This is a genomic window from Lentzea guizhouensis (assembly GCF_001701025.1).
GTDB classification, from domain to species: domain Bacteria; phylum Actinomycetota; class Actinomycetes; order Mycobacteriales; family Pseudonocardiaceae; genus Lentzea; species Lentzea guizhouensis.
Genome location: NZ_CP016793.1, coordinates 7360797 through 7385300, shown reverse-complemented (window position 1 = coordinate 7385300; position 24504 = coordinate 7360797). Strand labels below are relative to the sequence as shown.

At 70.4% G+C, this 24504-nt stretch carries 22 protein-coding genes; 13 read left to right on the top strand and 9 right to left on the bottom strand.

From position 1 onward, the window contains the following. Window positions 1-17: 17 nt before the first annotated feature. Genes BBK82_RS35560 through BBK82_RS50900 form a run of 5 tightly spaced genes read left to right on the top strand, consistent with a single transcriptional unit; the run spans window position 18 to window position 5762 of the window. Window positions 18-1184, top strand: coding sequence for an acyl-CoA dehydrogenase family protein (locus BBK82_RS35560; protein ID WP_065918874.1), 1167 nt, complete (start codon window positions 18-20; stop codon window positions 1182-1184). After that, window positions 1181-2377, top strand: coding sequence for a class-II aminoacyl-tRNA synthetase family protein (locus BBK82_RS35555; protein WP_065918873.1), 1197 nt, complete (start codon window positions 1181-1183; stop codon window positions 2375-2377). The genes BBK82_RS35560 and BBK82_RS35555 overlap by 4 nt, the downstream gene beginning before the upstream one ends. Next, on the top strand, window positions 2374-3693 hold the full coding sequence (locus tag BBK82_RS35550; protein WP_083268361.1) for an acyltransferase domain-containing protein: 1320 nt from the start codon (window positions 2374-2376) through the stop codon (window positions 3691-3693). The genes BBK82_RS35555 and BBK82_RS35550 overlap by 4 nt, the downstream gene beginning before the upstream one ends. A gap of 13 nt (window positions 3694-3706) precedes the next feature. Continuing rightward, complete coding sequence (locus tag BBK82_RS35545; RefSeq protein ID WP_065921606.1) at window positions 3707-4984, top strand: condensation domain-containing protein; 1278 nt, start codon at window positions 3707-3709, stop codon at window positions 4982-4984. Next, complete coding sequence (locus BBK82_RS50900; RefSeq protein WP_154697683.1) at window positions 4971-5762, top strand: serine/threonine protein kinase; 792 nt, start codon at window positions 4971-4973, stop codon at window positions 5760-5762. Before BBK82_RS35545 ends, BBK82_RS50900 begins: the two co-directional genes overlap by 14 nt. On the opposite strand, the gene BBK82_RS35535 is transcribed toward BBK82_RS50900, so the two are convergent. The 7 genes from BBK82_RS35535 to BBK82_RS35500 all read right to left on the bottom strand — a co-directional run bounded on the left by BBK82_RS35535 (window position 5680) and on the right by BBK82_RS35500 (window position 16217). After that, a complete protein-coding gene (locus BBK82_RS35535) occupies window positions 5680-6921 on the bottom strand; it encodes an MFS transporter (protein WP_065918870.1) in 1242 nt (413 codons plus the stop codon). The genes BBK82_RS50900 and BBK82_RS35535 overlap by 83 nt on opposite strands. Window positions 6922-6924: 3 nt before the next feature. Next, complete coding sequence (locus BBK82_RS35530) at window positions 6925-7620, bottom strand: class I SAM-dependent methyltransferase (RefSeq protein WP_065918869.1); 696 nt, start codon at window positions 7618-7620, stop codon at window positions 6925-6927. After that, window positions 7617-8837 carry an aminotransferase class V-fold PLP-dependent enzyme gene (locus tag BBK82_RS35525; protein ID WP_065918868.1) on the bottom strand — a complete coding sequence of 407 codons (1221 nt, stop codon included), beginning with the start codon at window positions 8835-8837 and terminating at the stop codon, window positions 7617-7619. The genes BBK82_RS35530 and BBK82_RS35525 overlap by 4 nt, the downstream gene beginning before the upstream one ends. Window positions 8838-8855: 18 nt before the next feature. Next, window positions 8856-10166 carry a phenylacetate--CoA ligase family protein gene (locus BBK82_RS35520; RefSeq protein ID WP_154697682.1) on the bottom strand — a complete coding sequence of 437 codons (1311 nt, stop codon included), beginning with the start codon at window positions 10164-10166 and terminating at the stop codon, window positions 8856-8858. Continuing rightward, window positions 10163-13561, bottom strand: a complete 3399-nt coding sequence (locus tag BBK82_RS35515; RefSeq protein WP_065918866.1) for a non-ribosomal peptide synthetase — start codon at window positions 13559-13561, stop codon at window positions 10163-10165. The genes BBK82_RS35520 and BBK82_RS35515 overlap by 4 nt, the downstream gene beginning before the upstream one ends. Before the next feature lie 810 nt (window positions 13562-14371). Then, window positions 14372-15100 carry a GAF and ANTAR domain-containing protein gene (locus BBK82_RS35505; protein WP_154697681.1) on the bottom strand — a complete coding sequence of 243 codons (729 nt, stop codon included), beginning with the start codon at window positions 15098-15100 and terminating at the stop codon, window positions 14372-14374. A 139-nt stretch (window positions 15101-15239) separates the two neighbouring features. After that, entirely contained in the window at window positions 15240-16217 is a 978-nt protein-coding gene (locus tag BBK82_RS35500) for a tetratricopeptide repeat protein (RefSeq protein ID WP_065918864.1), read from the bottom strand. A 588-nt stretch (window positions 16218-16805) separates the two neighbouring features. Between BBK82_RS35500 and BBK82_RS35495 the strand changes: the two genes are divergently transcribed. The 8 genes from BBK82_RS35495 (at window position 16806) to BBK82_RS35460 (ending at window position 23408) form a co-directional block, all read left to right on the top strand. Beyond that, window positions 16806-17099: a hypothetical protein gene (locus BBK82_RS35495; RefSeq protein WP_154697680.1), complete on the top strand. Its 294-nt coding sequence runs from the start codon at window positions 16806-16808 to the stop codon at window positions 17097-17099. 234 nt (window positions 17100-17333) lie between these two features. Then, complete coding sequence (locus BBK82_RS35490) at window positions 17334-18176, top strand: glycosyltransferase (RefSeq protein WP_218920446.1); 843 nt, start codon at window positions 17334-17336, stop codon at window positions 18174-18176. Beyond that, window positions 18173-19183 carry a glycosyltransferase gene (locus tag BBK82_RS35485; protein WP_065918862.1) on the top strand — a complete coding sequence of 337 codons (1011 nt, stop codon included), beginning with the start codon at window positions 18173-18175 and terminating at the stop codon, window positions 19181-19183. Before BBK82_RS35490 ends, BBK82_RS35485 begins: the two co-directional genes overlap by 4 nt. Beyond that, the gene (locus BBK82_RS35480) at window positions 19180-20649 is read left to right on the top strand and encodes a glycoside hydrolase family 130 protein (protein ID WP_065918861.1); all 1470 of its coding nucleotides are present in this window, start codon (window positions 19180-19182) and stop codon (window positions 20647-20649) included. The genes BBK82_RS35485 and BBK82_RS35480 overlap by 4 nt, the downstream gene beginning before the upstream one ends. Window positions 20650-20737: 88 nt before the next feature. After that, window positions 20738-21142, top strand: coding sequence for a Fis family transcriptional regulator (locus tag BBK82_RS35475; protein WP_065918860.1), 405 nt, complete (start codon window positions 20738-20740; stop codon window positions 21140-21142). 172 nt (window positions 21143-21314) lie between these two features. After that, a complete protein-coding gene (locus tag BBK82_RS35470; protein WP_065918859.1) occupies window positions 21315-21542 on the top strand; it encodes a DUF2188 domain-containing protein in 228 nt (75 codons plus the stop codon). Window positions 21543-21951: 409 nt separating this feature from the next. Continuing rightward, on the top strand, window positions 21952-22566 hold the full coding sequence (locus BBK82_RS35465; protein WP_237047741.1) for a GAF and ANTAR domain-containing protein: 615 nt from the start codon (window positions 21952-21954) through the stop codon (window positions 22564-22566). Between the two features lie 74 nt (window positions 22567-22640). Then, window positions 22641-23408 (top strand): GAF and ANTAR domain-containing protein, encoded by a 768-nt coding sequence (locus BBK82_RS35460; RefSeq protein ID WP_065921603.1) that lies wholly within the window; start codon window positions 22641-22643, stop codon window positions 23406-23408. 284 nt (window positions 23409-23692) lie between these two features. Here BBK82_RS35460 and BBK82_RS35455 read toward each other — a convergent pair whose 3' ends face one another. Further along, window positions 23693-24271 carry a GNAT family N-acetyltransferase gene (locus BBK82_RS35455; protein ID WP_418287464.1) on the bottom strand — a complete coding sequence of 193 codons (579 nt, stop codon included), beginning with the start codon at window positions 24269-24271 and terminating at the stop codon, window positions 23693-23695. Further along, the gene (locus tag BBK82_RS56925) at window positions 24268-24411 is read right to left on the bottom strand and encodes an RGCVC family protein (protein WP_418287536.1); all 144 of its coding nucleotides are present in this window, start codon (window positions 24409-24411) and stop codon (window positions 24268-24270) included. Before BBK82_RS56925 ends, BBK82_RS35455 begins: the two co-directional genes overlap by 4 nt. Between the last annotated feature and the right edge of the window lie 93 nt (window positions 24412-24504).

The following is a 24504-nucleotide window of genomic DNA, read 5'->3' as shown; positions in this document are numbered from 1 at the left end:
GACCGGGGAGACAGGACATGGACTTCGAGCTGTCCGAGGCGCAGTCCGCGATCCGCCGCGAGGTCGTCGACTTCGCCAGGGCGCGACTGGGCGAGCACGTGGCCGAGCACGACCGCGACGGCGTCTTCCCGCGCGAGGACTGGCAGCGGTGCGCGGACTTCGGCGTGCTCGGCTGGCCGGTGCCCACCGAGCACGGCGGCAGCGGCTACGACCCGCTGACCACGATGATCGCGCTGGAGGCACTCGGCTACGGCTGTGTGGACAACGGACTGGTGTTCGCCATCAACAACCACCTGTGGGGCTGCGTCATCTACCTGCTCGAGCACGGCACCGACGACCAGCGCGCCCGTTACCTGAAGCCCTTGTGCGGCGGACGACTGGTCGGCGCACACGCGCTGTCGGAACCGGAAGCGGGATCCGACGTGCTGAACATCCAGACCACCGCGGTGCGCGACGGTGACCACTACGTCCTCAACGGCACCAAGTGGTTCATCAGCAACGGCCCGACAGCGGGCCTGTACGTGGTGTTCGCCCGCACCGGCGGGCCTGGACGCGAGCAGGACCGGTTGTCCGCGTTCCTCGTGCCCGCCGATCTGCCCGGCGTCCAGCGCGGCCAGGAGTTCAGCAAGATGGGACTGCGGACGACGGAGATGGGCGCCGTGACGTTCGCCGACTGCCGCGTGCCCGTGGAGGACCGGCTCGGCCGCGAGGGCGCCGGTTACTCGATCTTCACCAGCACCGTCGAGTGGGAACGGTCGTTCATGTTCGCCAACCAGGTCGGCGCGATGGAGCGGCTCTTGGAGAGGTCCGTCGACCACGTGGCCACCCGCCGGCAGTTCGGCCGGCCGATCGGCGCGCTGCAAGCCGTCGCGCACAAGATCGCCGACATGAAGATCCGGCTCGAACTGGCCAGGCTGATCCTGTACCGGGTCGGCTGGCTCAAGACCAACGGCCGTCTCTCGCTCGTCGACACGACGATCGCGAAGGTGTTCGTCAGCGAGAGCCTCGTGCAGACCGCGATGGCGGCGGTCGAAGTGCACGGCGCGCGCGGCTACGTGAGCGACCACGGCATCGAACGCGAACTGAGGGACGCTCTCGGCGGTCCGATCTACGCGGGCTCCTCCTCGGTGCAGCGCGGCATCCTCGCCGAGCTGATCGGCGTGCGGGGAGGGCTCACCGGATGACGCGGGCAGACGCGGTCACCACCCACCGGATCGAGATGTCGCCACCCGTACCGGAGGAGAAAGCGGACCACCTGGCCTCCCGCGTGTTCTTCGTGTCCGAGTCGATCCTCGACTTCACGCTGGTGCGCGCCGGCGGACACGTCAACGCCGTCGACGTCGTGCTCGCGGGCGACGCCGACACCGCGGAACTCGCGCGGAAGTTCGAGTTCGTCGTGACCAACGACGTCCTCGTGCGCAGGCAGGTCGACCAGCAGGTGCTGTGGGCGGTCGACACCACCGCGCCACCGCGGGACGTGTTCGACGACCTCCTCGCGGCGGGGATCGCGACCGAGGCCGGCGAGGGCCAGATCGCCCTCGGTGAGCCCGCACTGTCCCTGATGGACAGTCTCGACGGCGTGCTCACGAGGATCGTCAAGGCCGAGTTCGGCGCGCGGGAGTACCGCTACCCCACGATGATCCCCACCGCGACCATGGCGCGCTCCGGCTACTTCCGGTCGTTCCCGCAGCTGATGATGTTCGTCGCCCGGCTGCACGGCGACGTCGACAACTACCGCAGGTTCCTCGCGGAGCTCGGCGACGGCACCGATGTCACGCCCCGGCTGCGGGAGCACAGCGGCGACTTCGACCACTGCCTGCCTCCGACGATGTGCTTCCACACCTACCACCAGATGTCCGACCGGTCGCTGCCCTCATCACTCGTCGTGACCTCGCGGGGCAAGTCGTTCCGCTACGAGGCCCGGTACCGCCGTTCGCTCGAACGCCTGTGGGACTTCACGATCAGGGAGGTCGTCTTCCTGGGTTCCCGCGACGAGGTGCTCGACGGCAGGGAGCGGTTGATGCGCCGATGCGGTGACCTCGTGGCGGAACTGGGCCTCGGCGGGCGCTGCGAGGTGGCGAACGACCCGTTCTTCGTCGACACCGAGACCGCCGACAGGGCGTGGTCCCAGCAGGTCCTGCGGTTGAAGTACGAGTTCCGGCTGCCGATCGAGCCCGGCCGCGACGTCGCGGTGTGCTCGTTCAACTTCCACGAGCAGTTCTTCGGCCAGGCCTACGGGATCACGGCGGCGGGCTCACCCGTGCACACGGCGTGCGCCGGCTTCGGCCTGGAGCGGCTCGCCTACGCGTTCCTGTGCCAGCACGGGACCGACCCCGCGAAGTGGCCACCGGACGTGGTGAAGGCGCTGTCCTCATGACAGCGCCCACCGCCCAGTTGCTGACGCTGTCCGCTTCGAGTCCCGACGCGCTCGAGTCGCTCACCGACCGGGTCTGCGCGCGACTTCCCGGGCTCGGCGACGACGAGTTCGCGGCGCTGGCGGATGAGCTGCGGGCCGAACCCGCGGCGCCGTGGCGCCGGGTGCTCGTCGAGACCGGTGCCGACGCCGCGGCACGCAGGCTCGGCAGGCGTGACCCCGGCCGCGTGCTCACCACGACGGCCCGTCCCGGCCGGCCGGTGGTGTGGATGTTCTCCGGCGTCGGCGACCACTACCCGTACCTGGCGGCCGGGTTGTACCTCGGCCTGCCCGCGTTCCGCGAGCACCTGGACACGTGCCTCGCGCTGCTTCGGCGCGACCACGACCTCGACCTCCACCAGGTGCTCCACCCCGGTGGCGCGGAGGCCGCTGCGGCACAGCGGCGCACACCCGACCTCGCCGCCGTGTTCGACCGGCGGGCCGGCACCGAGGAGATCCACCGCACCGAGGTGGCCCAGCCGCTCGTGTTCGCCGTCCAGTACGCGCTGGCCCGTGCTGTCGGATCACTGGGCTTCACGCCGTCGGCCCTGCTCGACTACAGCGTCGGCGAGCTCGTGGCCGCCACCGTCGCCGGCGTGTTCACGCTGGAGGACGCGCTGCGGCTGGTCGTGACCAGGGCGCGGCTCATCGCGGACCTGCCACCCGGTGGCATGCTCGCGGTGGCGGCGCCGGTCGGCGACGTGGAGTCGCGTCTGGGCGACGGCGTGGTCGTGGCGGCGATCGACAGCCCGGTGCTCACCGTCCTGTCCGGTCCGCCGGACCCGCTCGCCGCCACCGGCGACGCTCTCACCGGGGCGGGCATCGCGGTCAGGCGGCTGCCCACCGAGCACGCCTTCCACTCCACGACGATGACACCGGTGGTGAAGCCGCTGCGTGCGGCCGTCGCCGCGGCCACCCTCCGGCGGCCGCGGGTTCCCCTGCTGTCCAACACCTCCGGCTCCTGGCTCGATCCGGGCGCGGCCACCTCACCCGACTACTGGGCACGGCACGTCACCAGCACCATCCGGTTCGCCGACAACCTCGCCGAGGCCTGGGCGCTGGGCTCACCGGTGCTGGGCTCACCGGTGCTGGTCGAGCTCGGTCCCGGCCGGACGCTGTCCCAGCTGGCCGCCGCGCACCCCGGCCGCCCGCCCGACGGGCTCGTCGTCAGGACGTTGCCCGGTGCCTTCGAGCGCACACCCGATCGCACGGTGCTGCTCGAGGCGACCGGCCGGCTGTGGGCCGCCGGGATCGAGCCGGAGTGGCCACGACTGGGCTGACTTGGAGGTCGCCATGCACCGCAGCATCACCCGGACCTACCGGAAGCACTTCGCTGATGTCCACAGTGGAGCGGAAGACGGCGCGGACGTGATGCCGCTGACCGGCGCGCAACGCCGCTTCCACCACACGAGGTCCACCGATCCGCTGGGCCGGGTGAAGGTCGTGCCGGTCCTGGTGGAGTTCCCGCCCGGTGCGCTCTCCGCGCGCCGGCTGGACCGCGCCGCACGTGCCGCCGCACGGCGGCACCCGCGTTGCGCGGGCCCGCACGTCATCCGTGGTGTGCCGGTGCTGCGGACAGGCCCGCCGGACATCGGTCCGGTCGTCGAGGTGCTGCCCGGTCCGGACTCCGGACACGCCATGCGGTCCGCGCTCGACCGGTGGCCCGCCGGCCACGCGCCGTTCCGCGTCCTGCTCGCCCGCGACGACCGGCGGGACCTGCTCGCACTGGCCTTCGACCACATCGTGTGCGACGAGGCGTCCATCGGGCAGGTGCTCGGTCAGATCGCGGCGGGCTACGACACGGACGTGGACGTGCCGGACGCCGAGGTGGCGGAGGAGCTGAGCCGCTACCGGCACGCCGTCGAGTCCCAGCTCGACCACGAGCACGAGGCGAGCGGACCCGACGCGTTGGCGCACTGGACCTCCAGGATCCGCGACGCCGCGCCGGGGCGGTGGGGCCGCGACCCCGGTGGCGGAGGAGGTTCGGCCTCCGAATGGCGCCGGGTGGAGCTGTCCGGCGCAGCGGCAGGGCGCGGCACGTTGTTCACGACGCTGCTCGCCACCTGCCACGCGGCCCTCGCCGAGCACGACGGCACCGCTCCGGTCTGCTACACCTGGGGAGGCCGGGCGGAACCGAGCGGCGCCGGCACCGTCGTCGGGTGCTTCCTCAACACGGTGGTCGCCCACCCTCCCGGAGAGCACAGCGAGTTGCTCGAGGACGTCCGCAGCGGGTGGTGGGAGGACCTGGAGTGGGCGGACACCCCGTTCGACGAGGTGGTGCGGGCCGCGCGGGCGACCGGTGCGCGGTGGGCGGGGCACCTCGACCTGATGCTCACCCTGGACGACCGCACCCGCCGGCCCGTGCTGGTGCTCGGTGGCACGCCCGGCCGGGAGACCTACCTGCCGGGCATGCGCGTCGGTACCCCGGTGGTCGTGTCGGCCTCCTACGACAAGCACGAGCTCCACCTCCGTGTCGATCACGACCCCCTGGTCGTCCCGGCCGGGTTCGCGAACCGCGTCACCGACAGGCTCGTCGACGCCGTCCAGGACCGCGGTCATGTCGCGCGCTGACACCACGCCCGGCGGGAAGTCGCTCCTCATCTGCCTCGACGACCAGGCGGGCGGGCGGCCACCGGTGGTCGAGGTCGCGAACGGCGACAGCGTCACGTTCGGCCGGCGCGAGCGGGACGGCACACTCGTCATCGGTTGTGACGCCACCTCGGCCGCCGGCCGCATCCACGCGTTCGAGGACTACTGGTTGCTGGCGAACTCCAGCACGTCGAACACCTACTGCGTCGAGAACCTCGAGGGCGTCGGCGAGTACGTGAAGGTGCAGGCCGGTCGCGGCGAGGTGCCGATCCCGTTCGAGCTGAGCCGGGTGATGCTGGCGGCCGGCGGCGGGCACAACAGCTTCACCGTCTTCGCCCCGGAACGGCCGGACACCGGCGTCGTGCCCGGCTCCGACGACGCGCTCCCGTTGCTGGACGAGGAGAGCAGGTACTTCATGGTGCTCGTGTGCCTCTGCGAGCCGCGACTGCGCCGTGGTGGCGCCGCGGCCGTGCCCACCCCCGCCCAGGTGTCGCAACGGCTGTCGCGCTTCGGCGACGAACGGGCGCTCGGCAGGTCTGCCGTGAACTACCACATCGACTACCTGGCCGGGAAGTTCGGCCCGGTGGCACCCGCCGGGATGACGCGCGCGGCGAAGCGGGAGTCGCTGGTGGCGAGCGCGCTCAAGTTCGACCTCGTGCGGCCGGAGCACCTGAGCCTCATGCCGGCAGCTCCGACGGCAGCTCGCGCAGCCGGGGCACCGGCGACCACATCAGCGCCAGCCAGGACAGAGCACCGATGACGGAGGCGACCACCAGCGCGGCACGCATCCCGAAGACCTCGCCGAGGAGTCCGGCGGCCAGGCTGCCCAGTGAGATGGTGCTCCACACCAGGAACCGCATCGACGCGTTCATCCTGCCGAGCAGCCGGTGCGGCGTCACCGCCTGGCGCAGGCTGATCTGCGCGATGTTGAACAGCGGCACGGACAGTCCGAAGAGGACCTTGCCCGCGATGAGGAACGGCAACGACAACGCCGGACCGGCGAACGGGATCAGCACCAGCCCGGCACCCGAGGCGATGGCGCTCCCCACGATGGTGCGCCCGACGCCGAACCGCGTGGACAGCCGGGCCGCGCACACCGCGCCGACGACGAGACCGAGGCCCGCGATCGCCAGCACGAGACCGACCAGGCCCGGCGAGTAGCCGAGCGAGCGGACCATGTACAGCGGTAGCAGCACGGTCGTCATCGACGACGCGAAGTTGGTGAGTCCGGCGCAGATCCCGATCCGGCCCAGCAGCGGGTGGCGGACGACGAACACCAGCCCTTCGACGATCTCGCGCCGCAGCGATCTCGGCGCACCACCCGTCGTGCTGACGGGTTCCTCCCGCCGGATGCGCCAGCACAGCAACCCGGACAGCAGGTAGCTCACCGCGTCGACCACGATCGTGACCGCGGCGCCGATCGCGCCGACCAGCGTGCCCGCCACGCCAGGACCGATCACCTCGGCCGCCGAGCGGGTGGTGGTCAGCTTCGCGTTGCCCTCCGTCAGCTGCGCGCGGTCGACCAGGGAGGGCAGGAAGCTCTGGTACGCGACGTCGAAGAACACCGTGAGCAAGCCGACCAGTGCGACGACGCAGAACAGGTGCCACAGGGTGAGCGCGCCGAAGGCGTGAGCGACGGGAATGGTCGCCAGCAGGGCGGCCCGTGCGAAGTCCGCGAACACCATGACCGGCCTGCGGCGCATCCGGTCGAGCAACGCGCCCGCCGGCAACGCGAACAGCAGGAACGGCAACGTCCGCGCCGCACCGAGCAGGCCGAGCTCCGCCGCTGACACCTGCAGCACGCCGATGGCCAGCAGCGGAATGGCGAGCATGCTGACCTGCGTGCCCGTCTCGCTGATCGACTGGGCGGCCCACAACCGCAGGAAGTCGGGTGAACGCCACAACGCGCCGCGCGCCATGGACTACCCGGCCGTGCAGTGGTAGGCCCGAAACACCAACGGCACGCCGACTCCTCCTTCTTCCCGTTCCAGCAGCACTTCCGCGAGCTCGGTCAGCTCCTCGTCCGAGGCCTCGGCCAGCTCCCGGCGGTGTCCCAGCTCGACCCGCCACACCGCCAGCAGCGTCGTGACGTCGTGAAGACGCGCGTGATCGGCGAGGGTGTGCTCCGCGACGAGCGCGAGCCCCGCCGATTCGAGCAGATCCGTGACGGGGAGGCGCGCCGGCAGCGGAGCTCCGGACGCAGTGCCGGGAACCGTGACCAACACCGGCTTTCCGCCGCCCGCCACGCGGGCCATCTCGCGCAGTGCGACCACCGGGCGGTCGAAGAACTGCAGCCCGAGGTTGCACACGACCGCCCCCACACTGCCGTCCTGCAGCGGAAGGGCGTGCGCGTCAGCGCGGAGCACCCGCACGCGGACGTGCGCCGCGCGCCGCAGCAGCGACGCGGACCGGTCACATGCGATCACCTCGTGGCCGCTCGCGGAGACCGTGGCGGCCACCCGGCCGTCACCGCACGCGACGTCGAGCACCCGGGTGGCGGCCGGAAGCGCCGCGGCCCACGCCCCGACGTGCCGGCAGGTCACGTCGAAGAGCGGGGCCACCCGGTCGGCGTAGTGCACGGCGTGGTCCTCGAAGTGCTGGTTGAAGTCGATGGTCATCCGACCGGCACACCGACCATCGAGAGAACCTCGTCCAGGGCCTCGAAGGCCGTGCGCAGCTCGTCCGGCGTGGTGTAGAGGTACGCCGAGACGCGCAGGACGGGGCGTCCGTCGCCGATCGTGTCGATCAGCGGTTGCGCGCAGAGCTTCCCTGACCGGCACATCACCGAGTACGAGTCGCTCAACAGGCGAGCGACCTCGTCCGCGTCCACGCGGGCGGGCAACCGCAGGCTGGCGATGGCGGCACGGCCGTCGGCGCCGGTGCCGCCGAGCGGGGCGAGGTGCGGCCGCTGCTCGATCCACCGGTACAACTCGGCCGCGAGCTCCCGGTCGTGCGCCGCGACCTCCCGCCAGCCCAGTCCGCGCAGGTAGTCGAGCGTGGCACCGAGCCCGTACACGCCCGCGATGTGCGGGGTGCCCGCCTCGAGGTGGTGCGGTTCGTCGCGCAACCGGGCACCGTCGAGGTCGACCCAGTCCACGGTGCCACCACCGGTCAGCAGCGGGTCGAGCTCGTCCAGCCGTCCGTAGAGGACACCGATCCCGGTGGGTCCCAGCATCTTGTGCGCGGAGAAGGCGGCGTAGTCGGCACCGGTCTCCGCGAGCCGGATCTCCCCGTGCGGCACGGACTGCGCGGCGTCGAGCACGAACAGGGCGCCGGCCTCGTGTGCCATCCGCGCCATCTCCCGCACCGGCGCGTACCGGCCGGTGACGTTGGAGCAGTGGCTCACCGCCACGACCTTCGGACCGCCGCGGAGCAGTTCGCCGTAGTGGTCCAGGTCGACGGTCGCGTCGTCGTTGAGCCGGATGTGCCGGACGCGGGCGGTTCGCCGCCACGGCAGCAGGTTCGAGTGGTGGACGTCCAGCGGCACCAGCACCACGTCGTCCGGGCGGAGTCGCAACCCGGAGGCGACCACGTTGAGCGCCGCAGTGGTGTTGGGCACGAACGCGATCTCCCTCGCGGCGGCACCGAGCTCGGTGGCGGTCTCCGCCCTCACCTGTTCGAACCGCGTGGAAGCGATGTCCGACAGCATGTGCTTGCCGCGGTGGACACTCGCGCTGACCTCGCGGTAGTAACCGGCGATCGCGGCGATCACCGGTTCCGGTGTGAGTGTGGTCGCGGCGCTGTCCAGGTAGATCAACGGCCTCCCGCCGGGCGACGCCGTCCGGACGATGGGGAGGTCGGCACGCAGGACCTCGGCGATGCCGGTGCGGAGCATGACGGTTCTCTTCTCGGTCTAGGAGATCGCGGTCGTGCAGGTGAGGAACTTGCCCGAGCGTTCGGAGGGCAGGTACGGCGCGACACCGACCTCGACGCGGCACCGCGGCCCCAGTCGTTCCGCGAGCCGCTCGACCAGCTCTTCCTCCCACCGGGGCACGGCTCCCCGGTCGGACATGTAGCGCAGCTCCGCGCGTTCCGGTGCGTGCTGGTGGAAGCGGTAGCTCACCAGGTGTTCCGGAGCACCGACGAGATCGTCGACGGCGACGGTGGTCATCCGCGTCCCGTCCGCGCAGACGGGTGCGTCCCGCCAGCGGCCTTCGAACCGCACCGCCGGGTGCGGGTGTCCGCACGGGCAACCGCCGAGCAACCGGTAGAGATCCCCCGTCAGGTAGCGGACGCGAGGCGCGAGCGGCTCACCGAGGGTCGTCACCACGAGCTCGCCGACCGCCCCCTGGCCGACCGGGTGCCGGTCGGCGTCGAGCAGTTCGAGCCACAGCTCGGCCACGTTCAGGTGTGTGGTGCCGTGCTCGCAGGTCGCGGCGATCCACCCGCACTCCGACATCGTCACCGAGTTCGCCAGCAGCATCGTGGCGGGCATCCGGTCCCGCAGGTGGGCAACCGCGAAGGCGGGCGCGAAGTTGTACGTCAGGATCAACGCGCGGCCGGGCAGCGCCCCGTCGTCCTGGCACCACCGCACCAGATGCGCGAGTCTCGTCGCGTCACAGGACAGGTAGTCCGGTTCCCACCTGTCGATCTCCTCCCGTGCGGCGCGCAACATGGTGTCCGGGGTCGCGTACACGTCGTGCGCGGACGGCAGCACGAGCATGCCGTTGGGCAGCACGCGGTCCTCGAACTTCGTGGTCGGCAGGGAGCACTCCACGTCGGAGCAGTTCGGCGCGGCGTAGCGGACGCTGTGGCGCGTCGCCGGGTCCGCGAGCACGCGCAGCAGGGGCGGGTTGACGTCCAGCGCGCCGAACCTCCGCTCCGCGAGCGTGTAGGAGTAGTCGGCGCTGATCAAGCGCTCGTGCGCGGTGCCGGAACTGCGGCTGCGCACCACCATGGGATCGCTCAGCGTCGCACCGCGCACGAGCACACCTGCGGGGAACGCTTGCCGGTACTCCGCCCGGCTCGTCACCGGAACGAGCCGGAGGTCGTCCGGATGCCGCACGTCCCCGGGACGCACCCCGGCCTCGTCCAGCTTCCGGCCGGCCAGTCCGGTGTTCTCGTAGGCGTGGGCCAACGCGTCCTGCAGACGGGGAAATGCTTCGGGCGGCATGAGGTCCGGGCGGACTCGCACCTGGCCTCGTGGTGTCCGGTCGTCGGTCACGACGCGACTCCCGCGGCCAGCAGGGTGCGCGCGACCTCGTTGACGAAATCGCGGAAGGTCTGCGCCTCGAAGATCAGGCGGACCGGCATCCGCTGACCGGTCCGGGCCCGCAGACGGCTCATCACCCGCACCGCCAGCAGTGAATGGCCGCCACGGTCGAAGAAGTTGTCGTGCTCACGCACCTCGACACCCAGCAGCTCCGTCCACACGGTGCGGACGATGTCGCGCACCCGTGCCGTGCTCTGGTCTTCCTCCCGTGTGGTCGGGATGTCCGCCGGCTCGACGCCGGCCACCGGGATCCTCGGCGCGGGCAGGTCCGACAACCGCGATCGGGGCACGTCGGCCACCCGCGCGAGAAGGGCGAGGAAGGCGTCAGCGCAGGCATTGGCCTGGGCGGCGTCGAAATGACGTGCCGACGCGTGCCACACCACGTCGTACTCCTCCGCGCCGGTTCCGCCCGTCCGGCGTTGCGCGCCGGTGATGAAGATGACGTCGATCGGGAACTTCGCGGTGCCGTTGGCGATCGCCTCCTCCAGCACCAGCCGCGTGCCGGGCAGGGTGAGGTCGGGGAACGGCGCGTCGTGGAAGTTGAACGTCGTCTGGAAGAGCGGGTTCTCCAGGTTCCTCGGCAGCCGGAGCTGCTCGACGATCGCGTGCAACGGCGCGGTGTCGTGCGCGTAGGCGGCCAGCAGCTCGTCGGCCGTTCGCCGCACGAACGTGAGAAAGTCGAGTTCCGGCGCGATCGTCGTGCGGATCGCGAGGTTGTTCAACACGCAGCCGAGCATGTGCTCGGCCTCCTCCCACCGCCTGTTCACGACCGCCGTCCCGACGGCGAAGTCGCGCTGCCCGGTCAGGAGCCACACGAACGTCTGCCAGGCGGCGAAGCAGAACATGAACGGCGTGACGGCCGCGGAGGCGCTCTGCTCCTTGATCTTCCCGACCAGCTCGGCGGACACCCGGCGGCGCACCTGGGTGCCGGACTGGTCGACCGGCACGTCCGGCCGCGGGGTCAGCGCGAGCGGTGGCACCCCGCGCAGCTGGTCCAGCCAGTACGGCAGGTCTTCGCGAAGCCCGTGCTCGTCCCACAGCTGCCGCTGGCGGCGGGCGAAGTCGCCGCACTGCAACACCGGCTCCGGCAGCTCGACCTCGCCGCCCGTGACCTCGGCGCGGTAGCGCACGAGCAGCTCGTTCAGGAAGACGGAGAACGACCAGCCGTCGTGGGTGAGGTGGTGCTGGCTGTGCACGAGCCACCGCCGCTGGTCGTCCAGCCGGATCAGGCACCAGCGGACCAGCGGCGCCGTCGTGACGTCGAAAGGCCTGCGCACGAACTCCTCGGCGAGCTCGCGGGCCGTGGCCTCGACGCCTTCCGCGGTCATGCCCGTGTCGCGCAGGTCGACGAGGGTCACCGACGGCCGGTTGTCCGGATGGACCACCTGCCGCGGCACGCCGTCGCGGGCGACGAAGGTGGAGCGCAGGACCTCGTGCCGGTCGATGATCCCGGTGAGCGCGGCGCGGAGCGCGGTCTCGTCGAGATCGCCGGTGAAGTGGTAGATCGCCTGGAAGTTGTACACCGGCTCGTCCGGCGCGAACTCGTGCATGAACCACAGCCGCTCCTGCAGGTGCGTCAGCGGGGCGTCGCCGCTGTCCTGGCGGTCCGCGGGAGGCGCGGGAGCGACCGTTCGGTCCTGTGTGGCGAACCAGGCCTCGAAGCCGGCCAGGCTCTCGTGCCGCAGGATGTCGGCCGTGGACACGCTGACACCGCACCGGGACCGCAGCCGGTTCGCCAGCCTCGCGGCCTGCAGCGACGTGCCACCCGCCGCGAGGAACCCGGCCGGTCCGGCGCTCCCGAGCACCTCCAGCCAGGCGTCCCGCACGGCGCTCCTCGTGGCCGGCGCCGGTGGTGCCGGTGGCGTTCCCGTGGCCGTGAACGGCAGAGCGTGCAGCGCGGCGAGATCCACCTTGCCGCGCTCTGTCATCGGCAGCCGGTCCACGAACGCGACGGCGCTCGGCACCATGTGACGGGGCAACCTGGCCCGCAGATACGCGCGGACCTCGTCGGCGGACGGCTGGACCGCCCTCCCCACCACGTACGCGGCGAGCGTGTCGGGGGCGTCGGCACGCGGCGTGATCACGCAGTCGTCGACACCGGGGTGCTCGCACAGCGCGGCCCGCACCTCGGCCGTCTCGACCCGGTGACCGGCGACCTGGACCTGCCCGTCGTCCCGGCCCAGGAACACGAACGCACCCGCGGCGCCGACCCGGACGCGATCACCGGACCGGAACACCCGCCCCGCGCCCGGAACCTCGACGAACCGCGCGGCCGTGAGCTCCGGGTCGCCGAGGTATCCCCGCGCGACGACCGCCCCGCCGATCAGCAGCTCACCCTCCGCACCGGGCACGGCCGGCGTGCCGTCCGCGAGGTGCAGTTCCGCGCCCGTGACGGCAGATCCGATCGGCACGTCCCCGCCGGTGTCGCCCGCGGCGTCGAACTCGTGGTAGCTGACCGCGACCGCGGCCTCGGTCGGCCCGTACCGGTTGAACAACCGGACCTGTGGCAACGCCTCGGTGATGCGGCGGGCCACCGGCACGGGCAGCCGGTCACCACCGCAGATGAGGTAGCGCAGTCCGATGGCGCGGTGAAACACCGGCTCGTCGAGCAGGAGCGGCATGATGGCCGGCGGCAACCTGACCGCCGTGATCTCGTGGTCGACGAGTGCCGTGGCGATCGCGTACGGGTCCAGGTGCTCCCCTTCCGCGAGTGACACCACGGCGGCACCGCCGCCGAGCGGCCAGAAGAAGTCCGTCATGGCGGCGTCGAACGTGTACGGCGCCACCTGGAGCAGCCGATCACCGCGCCCGAGCGGCAGGTGTTCGGCGAGCCAGTCGAGATGGGGCACGAGGTTGCGGTGCTCGACCACGACCCCTTTGGGCGCGCCCGACGACCCGGACGTGTAGATGACGTACGCGGCGGCGTCCGCGCCGATCTCCGGCTGCGCCAGTCGCCCCGCGTCGCCCTCGATCCCGACGAGGCGGAAGCCGTCGTGCGAGAACCGTCCCGCGGTCGCCTCGTGCACGACCACCACGACCGGCCCGCAGTCGGCGAGAATCCGCGCGCGCCGCACCGCCGGCTCGTCCAGTCCGAGCGGCACGAACGCGGCACCGGCCCGCAGCACCCCGAGGATCGCGACGGCCATGTCCGGCCCGCGTTCGAGGAAGAGCGCCACGAGGTCGCCGGCCCGCACCCCCAGGTCGGCGAGCCGCGCGGCCAGATGGGCGGACCGCTCGTCCAGCCGGGCGTACGGCATCGTCTCGCCGGCGCCGATCCACGCCGTGGCGTCCGGTGCCGACAGCGCCTCGTCGAGCACCGTGCCGTGCAACAACCTCGTACGGGCCATGGCTCTCCCCCACCCCTCAACAGCCATTCGAGTTCGATCGGACCACAGCGGAGGGGGTCAGTCATCCTGACGAACGTCAGGGCTCAGGCGCGGCTCCGCGCGCATGACGGCCTGTTCGTCGGGCCGGCGAGCCCTGGCAGTGCTTTGTCAGGTTCGCGGGAGGAGCGATTCGGACTTCGTTCGAAGCTCGACACCGGTGGTCACAGTGCGACAAGTCGGGTGTGGAAAACGGCCGATGAAAACGCTTTCTGATCGCTCCAGCTACCGCCAACAGTGCTCGTAGCGGCGACACCAGTGCGCGGTAGCCGGTGCCTTGGAGTACCAGCCGCCGATGCTCCCGCGCCCGCGTTCGTTCACCTGGCTCTCGTGGATGTTGAACGCCCGCCCGGGCGCCGGCAGCGTGTCGACCGATCCGCCCGGCAGTGCGAGCGAGTCGCCGGGGACCACTCTCAGTTCCGGGCGGTTCGAGTTCGCTCCTCGCCGGGCACAACGCACGTTGACGTCAGCAGGTGAACATGGCACTCAACTGCCCGCACAGGAACCGTGCAGGTGCGCTGGCCCGGTTCGGATTCCGCATCGGCACCGCGTGGACAGCCGCGAACCCCTGCTGACGCGCGGCCTCGGTGAACCTGGGCCAGCGCTGCGGCTTCTGTGCCAGGTCAGCGCACTCGACGGGCTGTCCGGTGTGGTAGCAGTCCGTCGACGCAGCGTTCGGTCAGGGTGTGCAGGAAGTCGATGGCGTCGAACCCCAGCACGAGCGTGTCCGCCAGTTCAACGAAGTTCGAGCGATCCGCCGGTCCAACACGTGACTCACGTCTGCTTCTCATGGTCGGTGTCCGGGGTGAACCTCAGTCTGAGCGCGACCACGTCGGCCGCCACCTCCGACAGACGGACACCGGTGAGATACGCGTGCGCGCGCAGCCTCAGAAACGCCTCACCGAGATCGGCGCCCAGCTGCACCGACGCCATCCCGGTGGCCTGATGCACCACCGCCCAGCGGCCATCCGGCCCGGAATGCGGCAGGTCGGCGACGTCCAGTGCCGCCGACATCGGAGATCGGCCGAGCAACAGCATTGTCACCGCGTCCGCGAACAGCAGCGCGTCCGCGAGCTCGTCCGCTGACAACGGGCCGTCGACGTCCCGGCAGATCTCCAAGGCGCCCAACGCGATCGCCCCGAGCGTCAAGGGGATCACGAAGACCGCTGCCACTCCTGCGGCGACCGCGGCAGGAGCGAACACGGGCCACCGCCTCGCACTCAACCCGCCTGTCAGGTCGGACACGAACACCGGCCGGTTCTGCCGCAAAGCCTCAGGCACGGGCCCCTCACCCAACGTCACCTGCAGCTCGGCCATCTCGTCGCCCGTGGTTCCGACCACCTCGACCGGTTGCGCGGTACCGGCGAGGTAGATCCCCACTCCGACCGCGTTCAGGCCGATCCGGCAGGCAAGGCAGACGTGGCGGACGTCGACGGGCTTCTGGTCGGCCCTGGCGATCTCGTTGATCCCCATGAGTACGTCGAGGTGCCGATTCGTGCCCACGTCGGTCACTCCTCGCCATTGTCATCTCGGACGGGACCTGGCTCTTCACACACCACCGCCACCGATCGCCCGTCGGACCACACGAACCGACCCAGGTGGTGAAAGCGGTCGAGCGCGCAGATCCGGCCCGGGAACCATGTCAGTGTGGCCGCAGCGGTGTGCCAGCGTAGACCGCGATGCGCGCGGCGAGTTCCCGCGCGCCGGCATGAGAGTGGTGGTGCTCCGCTTGCTTGCCGAGTGGGCGGATGCGGTCACGCACGCGTGCCGAGGCCAGGGCCTCGGCGGATGCCAGTGCGCGGAACCCGACGGCGACGCCGTGGTCGAGGTCCCCGGCGAGCAGGTGGTTCATCGACAGCAGGATCAGGCTGAACGCGCGGCTGCGGGCCATGTCGTCGCCGTAGTCGTCGACCGCTTCGGTGAGCAGCGGAATCGCGGTCCGGGTGTGGCGAAGACCCGCGGTGTGGGCCAGGTCGGTGTGGACGGCGCCGATCACGGCCGACCGGTCGGTCCCGGTGAAGAACCTGGCCCAGGTGGGCACGTCGGTGTGGTCGGCGGCCGCGAACTGGGCCTGGCCGCGTTCGAGCTCGGCGAGTGCCCGGTCTTCGTCACCCTTCTTGGCGTGGGTCCACGCCGAGTTCATCGACAGGATGCTGGCCGCGAGCTCGTCGCCCGGCCCGGCTGCCGCGATCATGCCCAGCTCGAAGTAGTCCAAGGCCTCGTCAAGACTCTCGTGGTGCAGGCACACACGTCCGAGCCGATAACAGATGTTGGCGACCAGGCCGCTGTGCCGGCCCCATCCCGCGAGCACCAGCGCTCGAGCGAAGTGCACGCGCGCCTTTCCGGCCAGGCCGACGTCGAAGCAGATCCAACCGGCGAGGTTGTGCAGATCTCCCAGCGCCGCGTGCAACCGTCGTCGCACGTGCTCCGCGGCCGACGCATCGAGCATCAGTCGCCCGTCCTCGATCCGGCTTCGGACCGCGCCGAGACAGGCGTCCCCGCCCTGGCGGTAGTCCATCAGGCGCAAGGCATCCGTGTCCGCTTCCAACGTCTCCACGTCGGGCAGACCGATCGTGCGCGGCGCACGATCGGCACCAGGAGAAGAATCCGGGATCGCCATGGGCGCACTCCTGACAGCGGAACCGGAGAAGCAGGCGCCGCCGGGGTCCAGGGCGGTGGCCGCCCCAGCCGGCGGCAGATCAGCCACAAAGCCGGGAGCGGAAGGACGTGCGTCGACAAAACTCGACCACTCGAACATAGCCGAGCACAGTCGTGACCGCTGCCACCGACGGGTCGGGAGCAGACGGGTGAGCGGATGCGGCCACGGTGACGGGTGCCGCCGGCTGGGGTTGCCGGCGAAGACGTCAGCGCGCTCGTACCGGTTGCTCCGTCCCGCCCGCGTACGCGGGCGGGCGGTATTGCAGTCTTCCACGAGTCGAATCGAGCCTTCGTCATAACTCTTGATCGGCGGTGCACGACTGTCCGACACGCGCACGACATTTTCACCATTGGCATTTGCCGGATTTCCAAGAGAGCTTCCACCTGCGGATGATGTTGACCCGCACCGCACCGGACATTCGGCTGATCAAATCTGAACTGGTGTAGTGTTGATTTTGCCGGGAACACCTCGCACGTGGGCAGTCAAGCTCACGTCGTACTCGGCGACAACTGAAACGGCCATTTTCCGGCCAGGAACGGGAGGCCCGGCATGATGTCGGCATCCCACCTTCCCGTGGCGCCACCGTCCGGCTTCGCCTCCGAGCGGCCTCGGCGTTCGCCACGCGCAGTGCTCGCCGGACTGGACGACGTCCTGTGGCTGGGCTACCACCACCTCGTCGAACGCTGGCGGCGGATCCGCCTCGACGGGCACGTCTCACGGCCTGTGCACACCATCGACCTGACCGCGCTGGACGGACGTCACCGCAGCGTCCCCGTGTGCACCGACCAGGCAGAGGTGCACGTGCTGAGTTTGCGCGGTCCCCTCCCGCACCGGTCGCGTTGATCATTCGCTCAGACCCTCCACAGTGGAGCGACCACTTCCGCCGACCCGAAAGGCCCTCTTCGTGGCCCGCACTTACGGTTTTCTGAGCACATATCCGCCCACGCAGTGTGGTCTCGCCACGTTCACCGCGTCGCTCCTGCGCCATCTGACCGCGGTGACGCCGGGAAGCACGGGCCAGGTGGTCCGCGTTCTCACGGAGCCGGATCACGAGCCGGTCGCGATCGCGGGGACCCCGTGTTCGGCGTGCTGGCCCGGCTGCGGGTCCCGGTGATCATCGTCCTGCACACCGTGCTCACCACGCCCACGCCTGGCCAACGGCAGGTGCTCGAAGAGGTCGTCGGCCATGCCGACGCCGTGGTGACCATGTCCGAGGCCGCGCGGCAGCGGCTCGTGGACGGCTACGCCGTCGAGCGGCCCGATGAGGTCGTCGTCATCCCGCACGGCGCGCTCCCCGTCAACCCTCCCGCCCTCATGCCGTCCGCCGACCGGCCGATGATCCTCACCTGGGGTCTGCTGGGGCGCGGCAAGGGCATCGAGTGGGGTATCTCCGCGTTGGGCGCGCTGCGCGATCTGAAGCCCCGTTATCTCGTGGCGGGCCAGACCCATCCCAAGGTGCTGGCGCACGAGGGCGAGCTCTACCGCGGCAACCTGCGCAACCGCGCGGCCGCGCTCGGTGTCGCGGACCTGGTCGAGTTCGACCCGGCCTACCGCGAGATCGAGGCGCTGGCGGAGCTCGTCGGCCAAGCCGATGTCGTGCTGCTGCCCTACGACTCGTCGGAGCAGGTCACTTCCGGCGTGCTGATCGAGGCCCTGGCCGCCGGCAAACCGGTGGTCGCGACCGAGTTCCCGCACGCCGTCGAACTGCTGGCCGACGGGGCCGGGCTGCTGGTGCCCCACCGCGATCCGGACGCCATCGCCGCGGCGTTGCGGCGGGTGCTGACCGAACCGGGGCTCGTGGCCGGGATGAGCGACCGCTCGGCCAGTCTCGCCCCGACGCTGAACTGGTCCGCCGTCGCCAACCGGTATCGCCGCCTGGCTGAGCGCCTCCTCGCCGGCCGAGTCGTCGTGACCACGTGACCGGCCCGAGTTTCGCCCACCTGATCCGGCTCAGCGACGACACGGGTCTGCACGAGCACGCCGACGGTCCGCTCCCCCGTCGCGAACACGGGTACTGCCTCGACGACGTCGCCCGCGGCCTGGTCGTCCTGTCCCGCGAACCGGAGCTGCCCACCGATCTGGTCGTTCTGGTGGAGCGCTATCTCGCCTTCACCGCGCACGCACAGGCCGACGACGGGCGGTTCCACAACCGGCTCGGCTTCGACCGCCGCTGGCAGGACGAGCCGGGGCTGGGTGACTGGTGGGGACGCGCGTTGTGGGGGCTGGGCACCGCGGCCGCACGTGGCCCGGCGGCCTGGATCCGCACGGCTGCGCTGGACTGCTTCGAGAAGAGCGCCCATCACCGGCCACCGTCGGTGCGCTCGATGGCCTTCGCCGCGCTCGGTGCCGCCGAGGTGCTGGGTGTCGATCCCGGTCACGCCCTCGCGGCCAAGCTGCTCGGTGACATCTCCTCGTACGTCGGGGAACCGGGCGAGACACCGGACTGGCCGTGGCCTGAACACCGGCTCTTCTACGCCAACGCCGCGCTGCCCGAAGCGCTGATCGCCGCGGGCCAGCTCCTCGACGCCCCCCAGGTCCGCGACGACGGTCTGCGGCTGCTGGACTGGCTGCTGACCGTCGAGTCCCGCGAAGCCCACCTCTCGCCCACCCCGGCAGGTGGCTGGCACGTCGGAGAACCCCGCCCGGCGTTCGACCAGCAACCCGTCGAGGTCGCCGCGCTCGCCGACGCCTGTGCTCGCGCCTACCAGGCCACAGGCAACCTGAAGTGGCTCAACGGTCTTCGCCGCACGGTCGCGTGGTTCGACGGTGACAACGACCTCGGCGTGCCCATGCGCGACAAGGAGACCGGGGGCGGCTACGACGGACTGGTGCGCGACGGTGTCAACCGCAACCAGGGCGCCGAGTCGACGCTGGCGCTGATCTCCACTCTGCAGCACGGCCGCACTTCGCTGGGGGGCACCGGATGAACGCCGACGTCACGCGCTCCTCGCTGCGGCTGCGGCCGGACCCGAGCCGCGTCATCACCAAGTTGTTCGTGCCAGGAGAGGAACGGCCAGAACACGAGTCCCGGTCAGCGGCCGTGATCCGGCGGGTGATGGCACTGGACGAGGCGACCGTGTGCGCAGCGCTGGATCGCACGATCCGCATGTTCGCGGGCCGGCATCGGGACGTTCAGGCGACCTTCTCCGACCACTTCGCGAGCGTCAGCCACCGGTTGACCCCGGATGTCGAACTGTCCGAGTCCCGCAGACTGCTGATCGGCGCGTACTTCACCCACGAGTACTCCGTCGAAGGCGCCGCGTTGTGCAACCCCTCCATGGTCGCGCACCCCGATCAGAGCGGGATGGCAGCGGGGCAGTTGAGATTCGCGCTCAGCGTGCGGGGCATCGGTGAGGGCCATCTGTCCTCCATCGGCTTCCGCACGGGTGTGATCGGTCCCGATGCCGCGCTCAGCGTCGACGCACCGCCGACCGTCGTGACCACGGGTCTGCACCGCGAGTCGACGTACGAGAAGAGTCTTTTCCAGGGCAAACTCGCGGAGTTCGGCCACGACGACGAGGTCTCCGCCGTGCTGAACCGGTGGCTGCCCGCGCGGTTCACCCGCGCCGAACTGGATCGAGTGCTGGCCGACCTGCACCCGAGCCTGGTCGCCCGCCAAGAGGCACACCGGACTGTGGAGCTGGTCCGATGGATCGCCGCGTGCAACTACACCTCCGAGTTCCCCGAAGACACCGTCCTCAGCGGACGGGTGCTCTGGCCCACCGGCCCGTCCGAACGCCACGGCATGGAGGACGCCAGGTTCGTGCGCTTCACCGACGATGACGGCGAGCAGACCTACTACGCCACCTACACAGCCTATGACGGTGTCGACGTCGCGCCGCAACTGTTGCAGACCAATGACTTCCGCACCTTTTACGTCACACAGACGACCGGTTCGGCCGCACGCAACAAAGGCATGGCCCTGTTCCCCAGGAAGATCGGAGGCCGGTTCGCCGCGTTGACGCGCGGGGACGGCGAGAGCTCCGCCGTCGTCACGTCCGACGACATCAGGACCTGGAACGGGCCCCAGTCCGTGCAGGTTCCCGGCAGGGACTGGGACCTCGTCCAGGTCGGCAACTGCGGTTCACCCATCGAGACCCCCGAAGGCTGGCTCGTGCTGACCCACGGCGTCGGCCCCATGCGGGTCTACACGATGGGCGCGATCCTGCTCGACCTCGACCACCCCGAACGGGTGCTGGCATCCCTGCCCGAACCGGTGCTGCTGCCCTCCGCCGGCGAACGCGACGGCTACGTGCCCAACGTCGTCTACTCCTGCGGCGCCTTGCTGCACGGGGACACGCTGGTGATTCCCTACGGTGCGAGCGACGCCTCCATCGGGCTGGCCACCGTGTCTCTGCGCGGCCTGATAGCGGACCTGACCGAGGGAAAGTGAGCCGCAGCAGGCCGATGCGTTCGCCGAGCGCACTCACCTCGTAGCGCGATCTCGGTTCACCACTCTACAAAGGACAAGTGAGAAGAAGATGAGCAAAGTGTCAGAGGACGCCGCGGTGATCACCAACCGGCTGAACCTCGCCACCGGGTTCCTCGCGAACGAACGCGGCTGGGTCGTGGAACGCCTGGCCGCACTCGGCTCGCGACTGCGCTCGTTCCGCGACGACCAGGTCGACCTCGAGATCAGCGTGAAGGACCGCGGCGGTGTCGAGCAACACGTCACCTTGGAGTGCTGGATCAACCGCACTCCCCGTCTGCACCTCGTCGCCACCTCGTCCGAGGCGGATCTGCCGGCCGCGCTCAACGAGGTCCGCAACGAGCTGGTCCGGCAGGTCGACGAGGCCAAGACGCGGACCGAACCGCGCAGCAACCGCGCGCTGAGGTCCGTCCCCGCACTGTCTGAGCACGATCAGCCTCGGCGTTCCCAGGACTGAGGCCGGTCCCGTGTGCGGCGGACCGCAGGTGGAACAGCCTCACGGTGACGGCCGCTCGGAGGACTTCGGCGACGGCGTGTCGCCTGGTCAGACTCCGAACGCGCGGACTCAAGGTGGTGTGCCGGTCGGAGTCCGGGGTATTCGATCCGGACGACCCGACGGGAGCGACACCATGCGTGGAGATGTTGAGACCTACTTCGAAGGCGGCCGGTGGAAGAACAAGGTGGAGGGGAACGACCTCGCCTCCAGCTCGCACCTGACCAAGGACGACGCCCGCACGAACGGCCGCGAGATGGCCATCGCGCACGCGGTGGACCACATCGTCCGCGACCGGGACGGCACGATCAGCGAGCACGAGGTCTACCCTCGTGGCCGCGACCCGCACACCCTCCCCCGCTGACCTCCTGGCAGTGCGGTGACGCCGGCCGACGATGCCGTCGGCTTCTAGAGCGGTCAGCAGTTGCCGGTCGGCGAAGTCGACGGATGCGGTGGTTGCCGGATCCGCCGGTGGAGCCTGAACGGCAGCCGGCGCAAGCACACCGTAGGCTGGTCGTGTTGATCCTGATGCGATCACGCAAGACGATGGCCTTGACCTCGCCACGTTCCAGGAGCGGCTGGAAGCATTCCACGTGGTGGAGGAATCCGGTGCCAGATGTCGATGAACCCGCCGTTGTTCGGCGGTGTGACCAAAGGTGCACGAACCTGATCGACCCCATTTGTCCCTGAGAGACGCGCGAGCAACGCTGAGAGCCGCGCTTCACGACAACGAGAACGAACTCGACGCGCTGGCGCGGGTCATTCGCGCGTGCGTGGACGTACTGCCGGTGGACGGCGCCTCCGTCTCGGCGATGAGCGGTCCGCGGGAGCGGGAGACGTTGTACGCCAGCGACAAGATCGCGGCACGGATCGAGGACATCCAGTTCAGCTTGGGTGAGGGCCCGTGCTTCGAGGCGTTCGCGTCCCGCAGGCCCGTGCTGGTTCCCGACCTGCCTCAGGCATCGGTCCAGGAGTGGCCGATGTTCGCGGCGACCGTCAACCCGCTGCCCGTCGGCGCGATCTTCGCGTTTCCCCTGCAGGCGGGCGCGATCGGCATCGGCGCGATCGACCTCTACCGGAGGCGGCCCGGGTGGTTGTCGGCCGAGGAGCTCGCCGTGGCGCTGGAGGTGGTCGACGTCGTGACCGCGGTGCTGCTCGGGGTGCTTCTGGGTGAGGCGAACGGCACTGACGGCTTGCGCGGGGTGCTGTCACCAGGGCGGGAGCAGGTGCACCAAGCGACCGGAATGGTCCTCGCCGCCTTGGGCGTTTCCGCGGAGGAGGCACTGTCCAGGCTGCGGGGCTACGCCTTCGTCGTCGACAGGTCGCTGGACGAGGTGGCCGAGGACATCGTCAGCCGCCGGCTGTCCCCGCTGGAACTGGGCAGGTGAACGCGTGCGAGACGTGGATGGCGACCCGGCCTTGGCAGCACTACCGTCGGAAGAAGAGGAAACAGGAGCTGGTGATGAGCGGTAGCGCACCGTCCAGGGCAGAGCGGGAATCCCGGTTGCTCCACGCGTTCGTCGAGTTGGCGGACACGCTCGTGGACGACTACGACGTGGTGGACGTGCTGCACGGGCTGGTCGAGCACTGCGTCCAGTTGCTGGACGCGACGGCGGCCGGGTTGATGCTGTCCGACCAGCACGGTGGTCTGAGAGTGGTGGCTTACTCGTCGGATCAGACGCAGATGCTCGAACTGTTCCAGCTCCAGGCGAGCGAAGGCCCGTGCCTGGACTGCGTGCACAGTGGTGAGGCGGTGCTGGTCGCGGACCTGTCGACGGAGATCCAGCGCTGGCCGCGGTTCGCGCCACTCGCCATCGCGGAGGGTTTCGCCTCCGTGCACGCGGTGCCGATGAGACTGCGGCGCGAGACCATCGGCACGTTGAACCTGTTCCGCCGTGAAACCGGTCTGCTCAGCGACGAGGACCTCCTGCTCGTGCGGGCCCTGGCGGACACGGCGACGATCGGAATCCTGCAGGAACGTGCCATCCGGCGCAGCGAGGTCGTCACAGAGCAGCTGCAGACGGCGTTGAACAGCCGGGTCGTCATCGAACAGGCCAAAGGTGTGCTGGCGTTCGCCGGAAATCTGGAGATGGAACAGGCGTTCCACGTACTGCGGAACTACGCCCGCAACGGTCGTCGTCGCCTGGCCGAAGTAGCTCGTGAACTCGTCGTCGGAGAGCTGCGCCCGGAGGACCTGCTCGCGCTGCGGCCTCGTCCTGCTGACGTGTGACCCGCCCACCAACCGCGTCGGGGAGAACAAGGCGGCCCTGTCCTCAAGCCCACGCTGTCCGAATGGCTGAAGGCACGCGAGGAGACCGCCCGCCATCTCACGATCGGTGCCTCCAGGACCGTCGACGAGGCCAGCAGGGTGCAGCGACTCGCAGACCTGCTCACGACCCAACGGTCGTGAGCAGGACCAGTACACCGGGCTCATCGCGCTCGGCAGACCGGGTGGCCACTTCCCGTCGTCGAACCGCTCAACGCACCGACGCGGAAAGCCTGCCGCCGTTCCGGTCAGTCGCGGCCGGGTCGCCCGGCCGACGAAGCCGCGTTCGCGTCGAGGTCCGCCACGCGGAGCCGGAACACCTGCAGGTCGAGGCCGAAGTACTTCCCGGTTTCACCGACCCAGTGCATCCCGTTCTTCCGGACGGCCGACGAGGCGCGCGTGTCGCCCGGCCGGACGACGGCGAACACCTCGTACACGTCATGGCCGAACGCCCACCCGGCGAGGGCGTGGGTGGCCTCGGCGGCGTAGCCGTGGCCCCACACGTCAGGCCTCAGCTGCCAGCCGACCTCCAGGTCCTCCCGGCCGGGTGGCAGCGGGAGCAGGTGCGCGCCGCCGATCACCTGACCGTCGGCGTTGCGCTCGACCGCCCAGCGGCCGGCCGGAGCCGGAACGCGCGCGCTCTCAGCGATCCACTGCTGCAGCAACAACCTCATGGCCGCCGCGTCCGGGACCTGGTCCATCTCCGGGCTGAGCCAGCGGGTGACTTCGGCGTGGCCGTAGACCTCCAGCGCGGCCGCGGCGTCCTCGGCACGCCAATCGCGCAGCGTCAACCGGTTGGTGGCCAACACGTTCGTCATCACGGTCATGCGCAGATGCATCCTCGCGTGAGCGCCGACGCCGTGGTCGCCGTGCAGTACCGCTCGCCGAGCGGGTCGTGTTCATGCCATGCGTGAGGACACACCGCACAGCTCGCTTTGTCGTCGGGGGCGGTTCGTGACTCGGGCATGCGGACACTCCGATGGTCGTTGCGGGAAGGGAAGAACGAGACCGTCAGCGCTTGCGCCTGATCGGTGAGCCGGGCATCGGCCCGATGACGGCC

Coding starts and splice junctions, on each gene's coding strand:
- BBK82_RS35560 (WP_065918874.1), top strand. CDS start 18: ATGGACTTCGAGCTGTCCGAGGCGCAGTCCGCGATCCGCCGCGAGGTC.
- BBK82_RS35555 (WP_065918873.1), top strand. CDS start 1,181: ATGACGCGGGCAGACGCGGTCACCACCCACCGGATCGAGATGTCGCCA.
- BBK82_RS35550 (WP_083268361.1), top strand. CDS start 2,374: ATGACAGCGCCCACCGCCCAGTTGCTGACGCTGTCCGCTTCGAGTCCC.
- BBK82_RS35545 (WP_065921606.1), top strand. CDS start 3,707: ATGCACCGCAGCATCACCCGGACCTACCGGAAGCACTTCGCTGATGTC.
- BBK82_RS50900 (WP_154697683.1), top strand. CDS start 4,971: ATGTCGCGCGCTGACACCACGCCCGGCGGGAAGTCGCTCCTCATCTGC.
- BBK82_RS35535 (WP_065918870.1), bottom strand. CDS start 6,921: ATGGCGCGCGGCGCGTTGTGGCGTTCACCCGACTTCCTGCGGTTGTGG.
- BBK82_RS35530 (WP_065918869.1), bottom strand. CDS start 7,620: ATGACCATCGACTTCAACCAGCACTTCGAGGACCACGCCGTGCACTAC.
- BBK82_RS35525 (WP_065918868.1), bottom strand. CDS start 8,837: ATGCTCCGCACCGGCATCGCCGAGGTCCTGCGTGCCGACCTCCCCATC.
- BBK82_RS35515 (WP_065918866.1), bottom strand. CDS start 13,561: ATGGCCCGTACGAGGTTGTTGCACGGCACGGTGCTCGACGAGGCGCTG.
- BBK82_RS35500 (WP_065918864.1), bottom strand. CDS start 16,217: ATGGCGATCCCGGATTCTTCTCCTGGTGCCGATCGTGCGCCGCGCACG.
- BBK82_RS35495 (WP_154697680.1), top strand. CDS start 16,806: ATGATGTCGGCATCCCACCTTCCCGTGGCGCCACCGTCCGGCTTCGCC.
- BBK82_RS35480 (WP_065918861.1), top strand. CDS start 19,180: ATGAACGCCGACGTCACGCGCTCCTCGCTGCGGCTGCGGCCGGACCCG.
- BBK82_RS35475 (WP_065918860.1), top strand. CDS start 20,738: ATGAGCAAAGTGTCAGAGGACGCCGCGGTGATCACCAACCGGCTGAAC.
- BBK82_RS35470 (WP_065918859.1), top strand. CDS start 21,315: ATGCGTGGAGATGTTGAGACCTACTTCGAAGGCGGCCGGTGGAAGAAC.
- BBK82_RS35460 (WP_065921603.1), top strand. CDS start 22,641: ATGAGCGGTAGCGCACCGTCCAGGGCAGAGCGGGAATCCCGGTTGCTC.
- BBK82_RS35455 (WP_418287464.1), bottom strand. CDS start 24,271: ATGACCGTGATGACGAACGTGTTGGCCACCAACCGGTTGACGCTGCGC.
- BBK82_RS56925 (WP_418287536.1), bottom strand. CDS start 24,411: ATGCCCGAGTCACGAACCGCCCCCGACGACAAAGCGAGCTGTGCGGTG.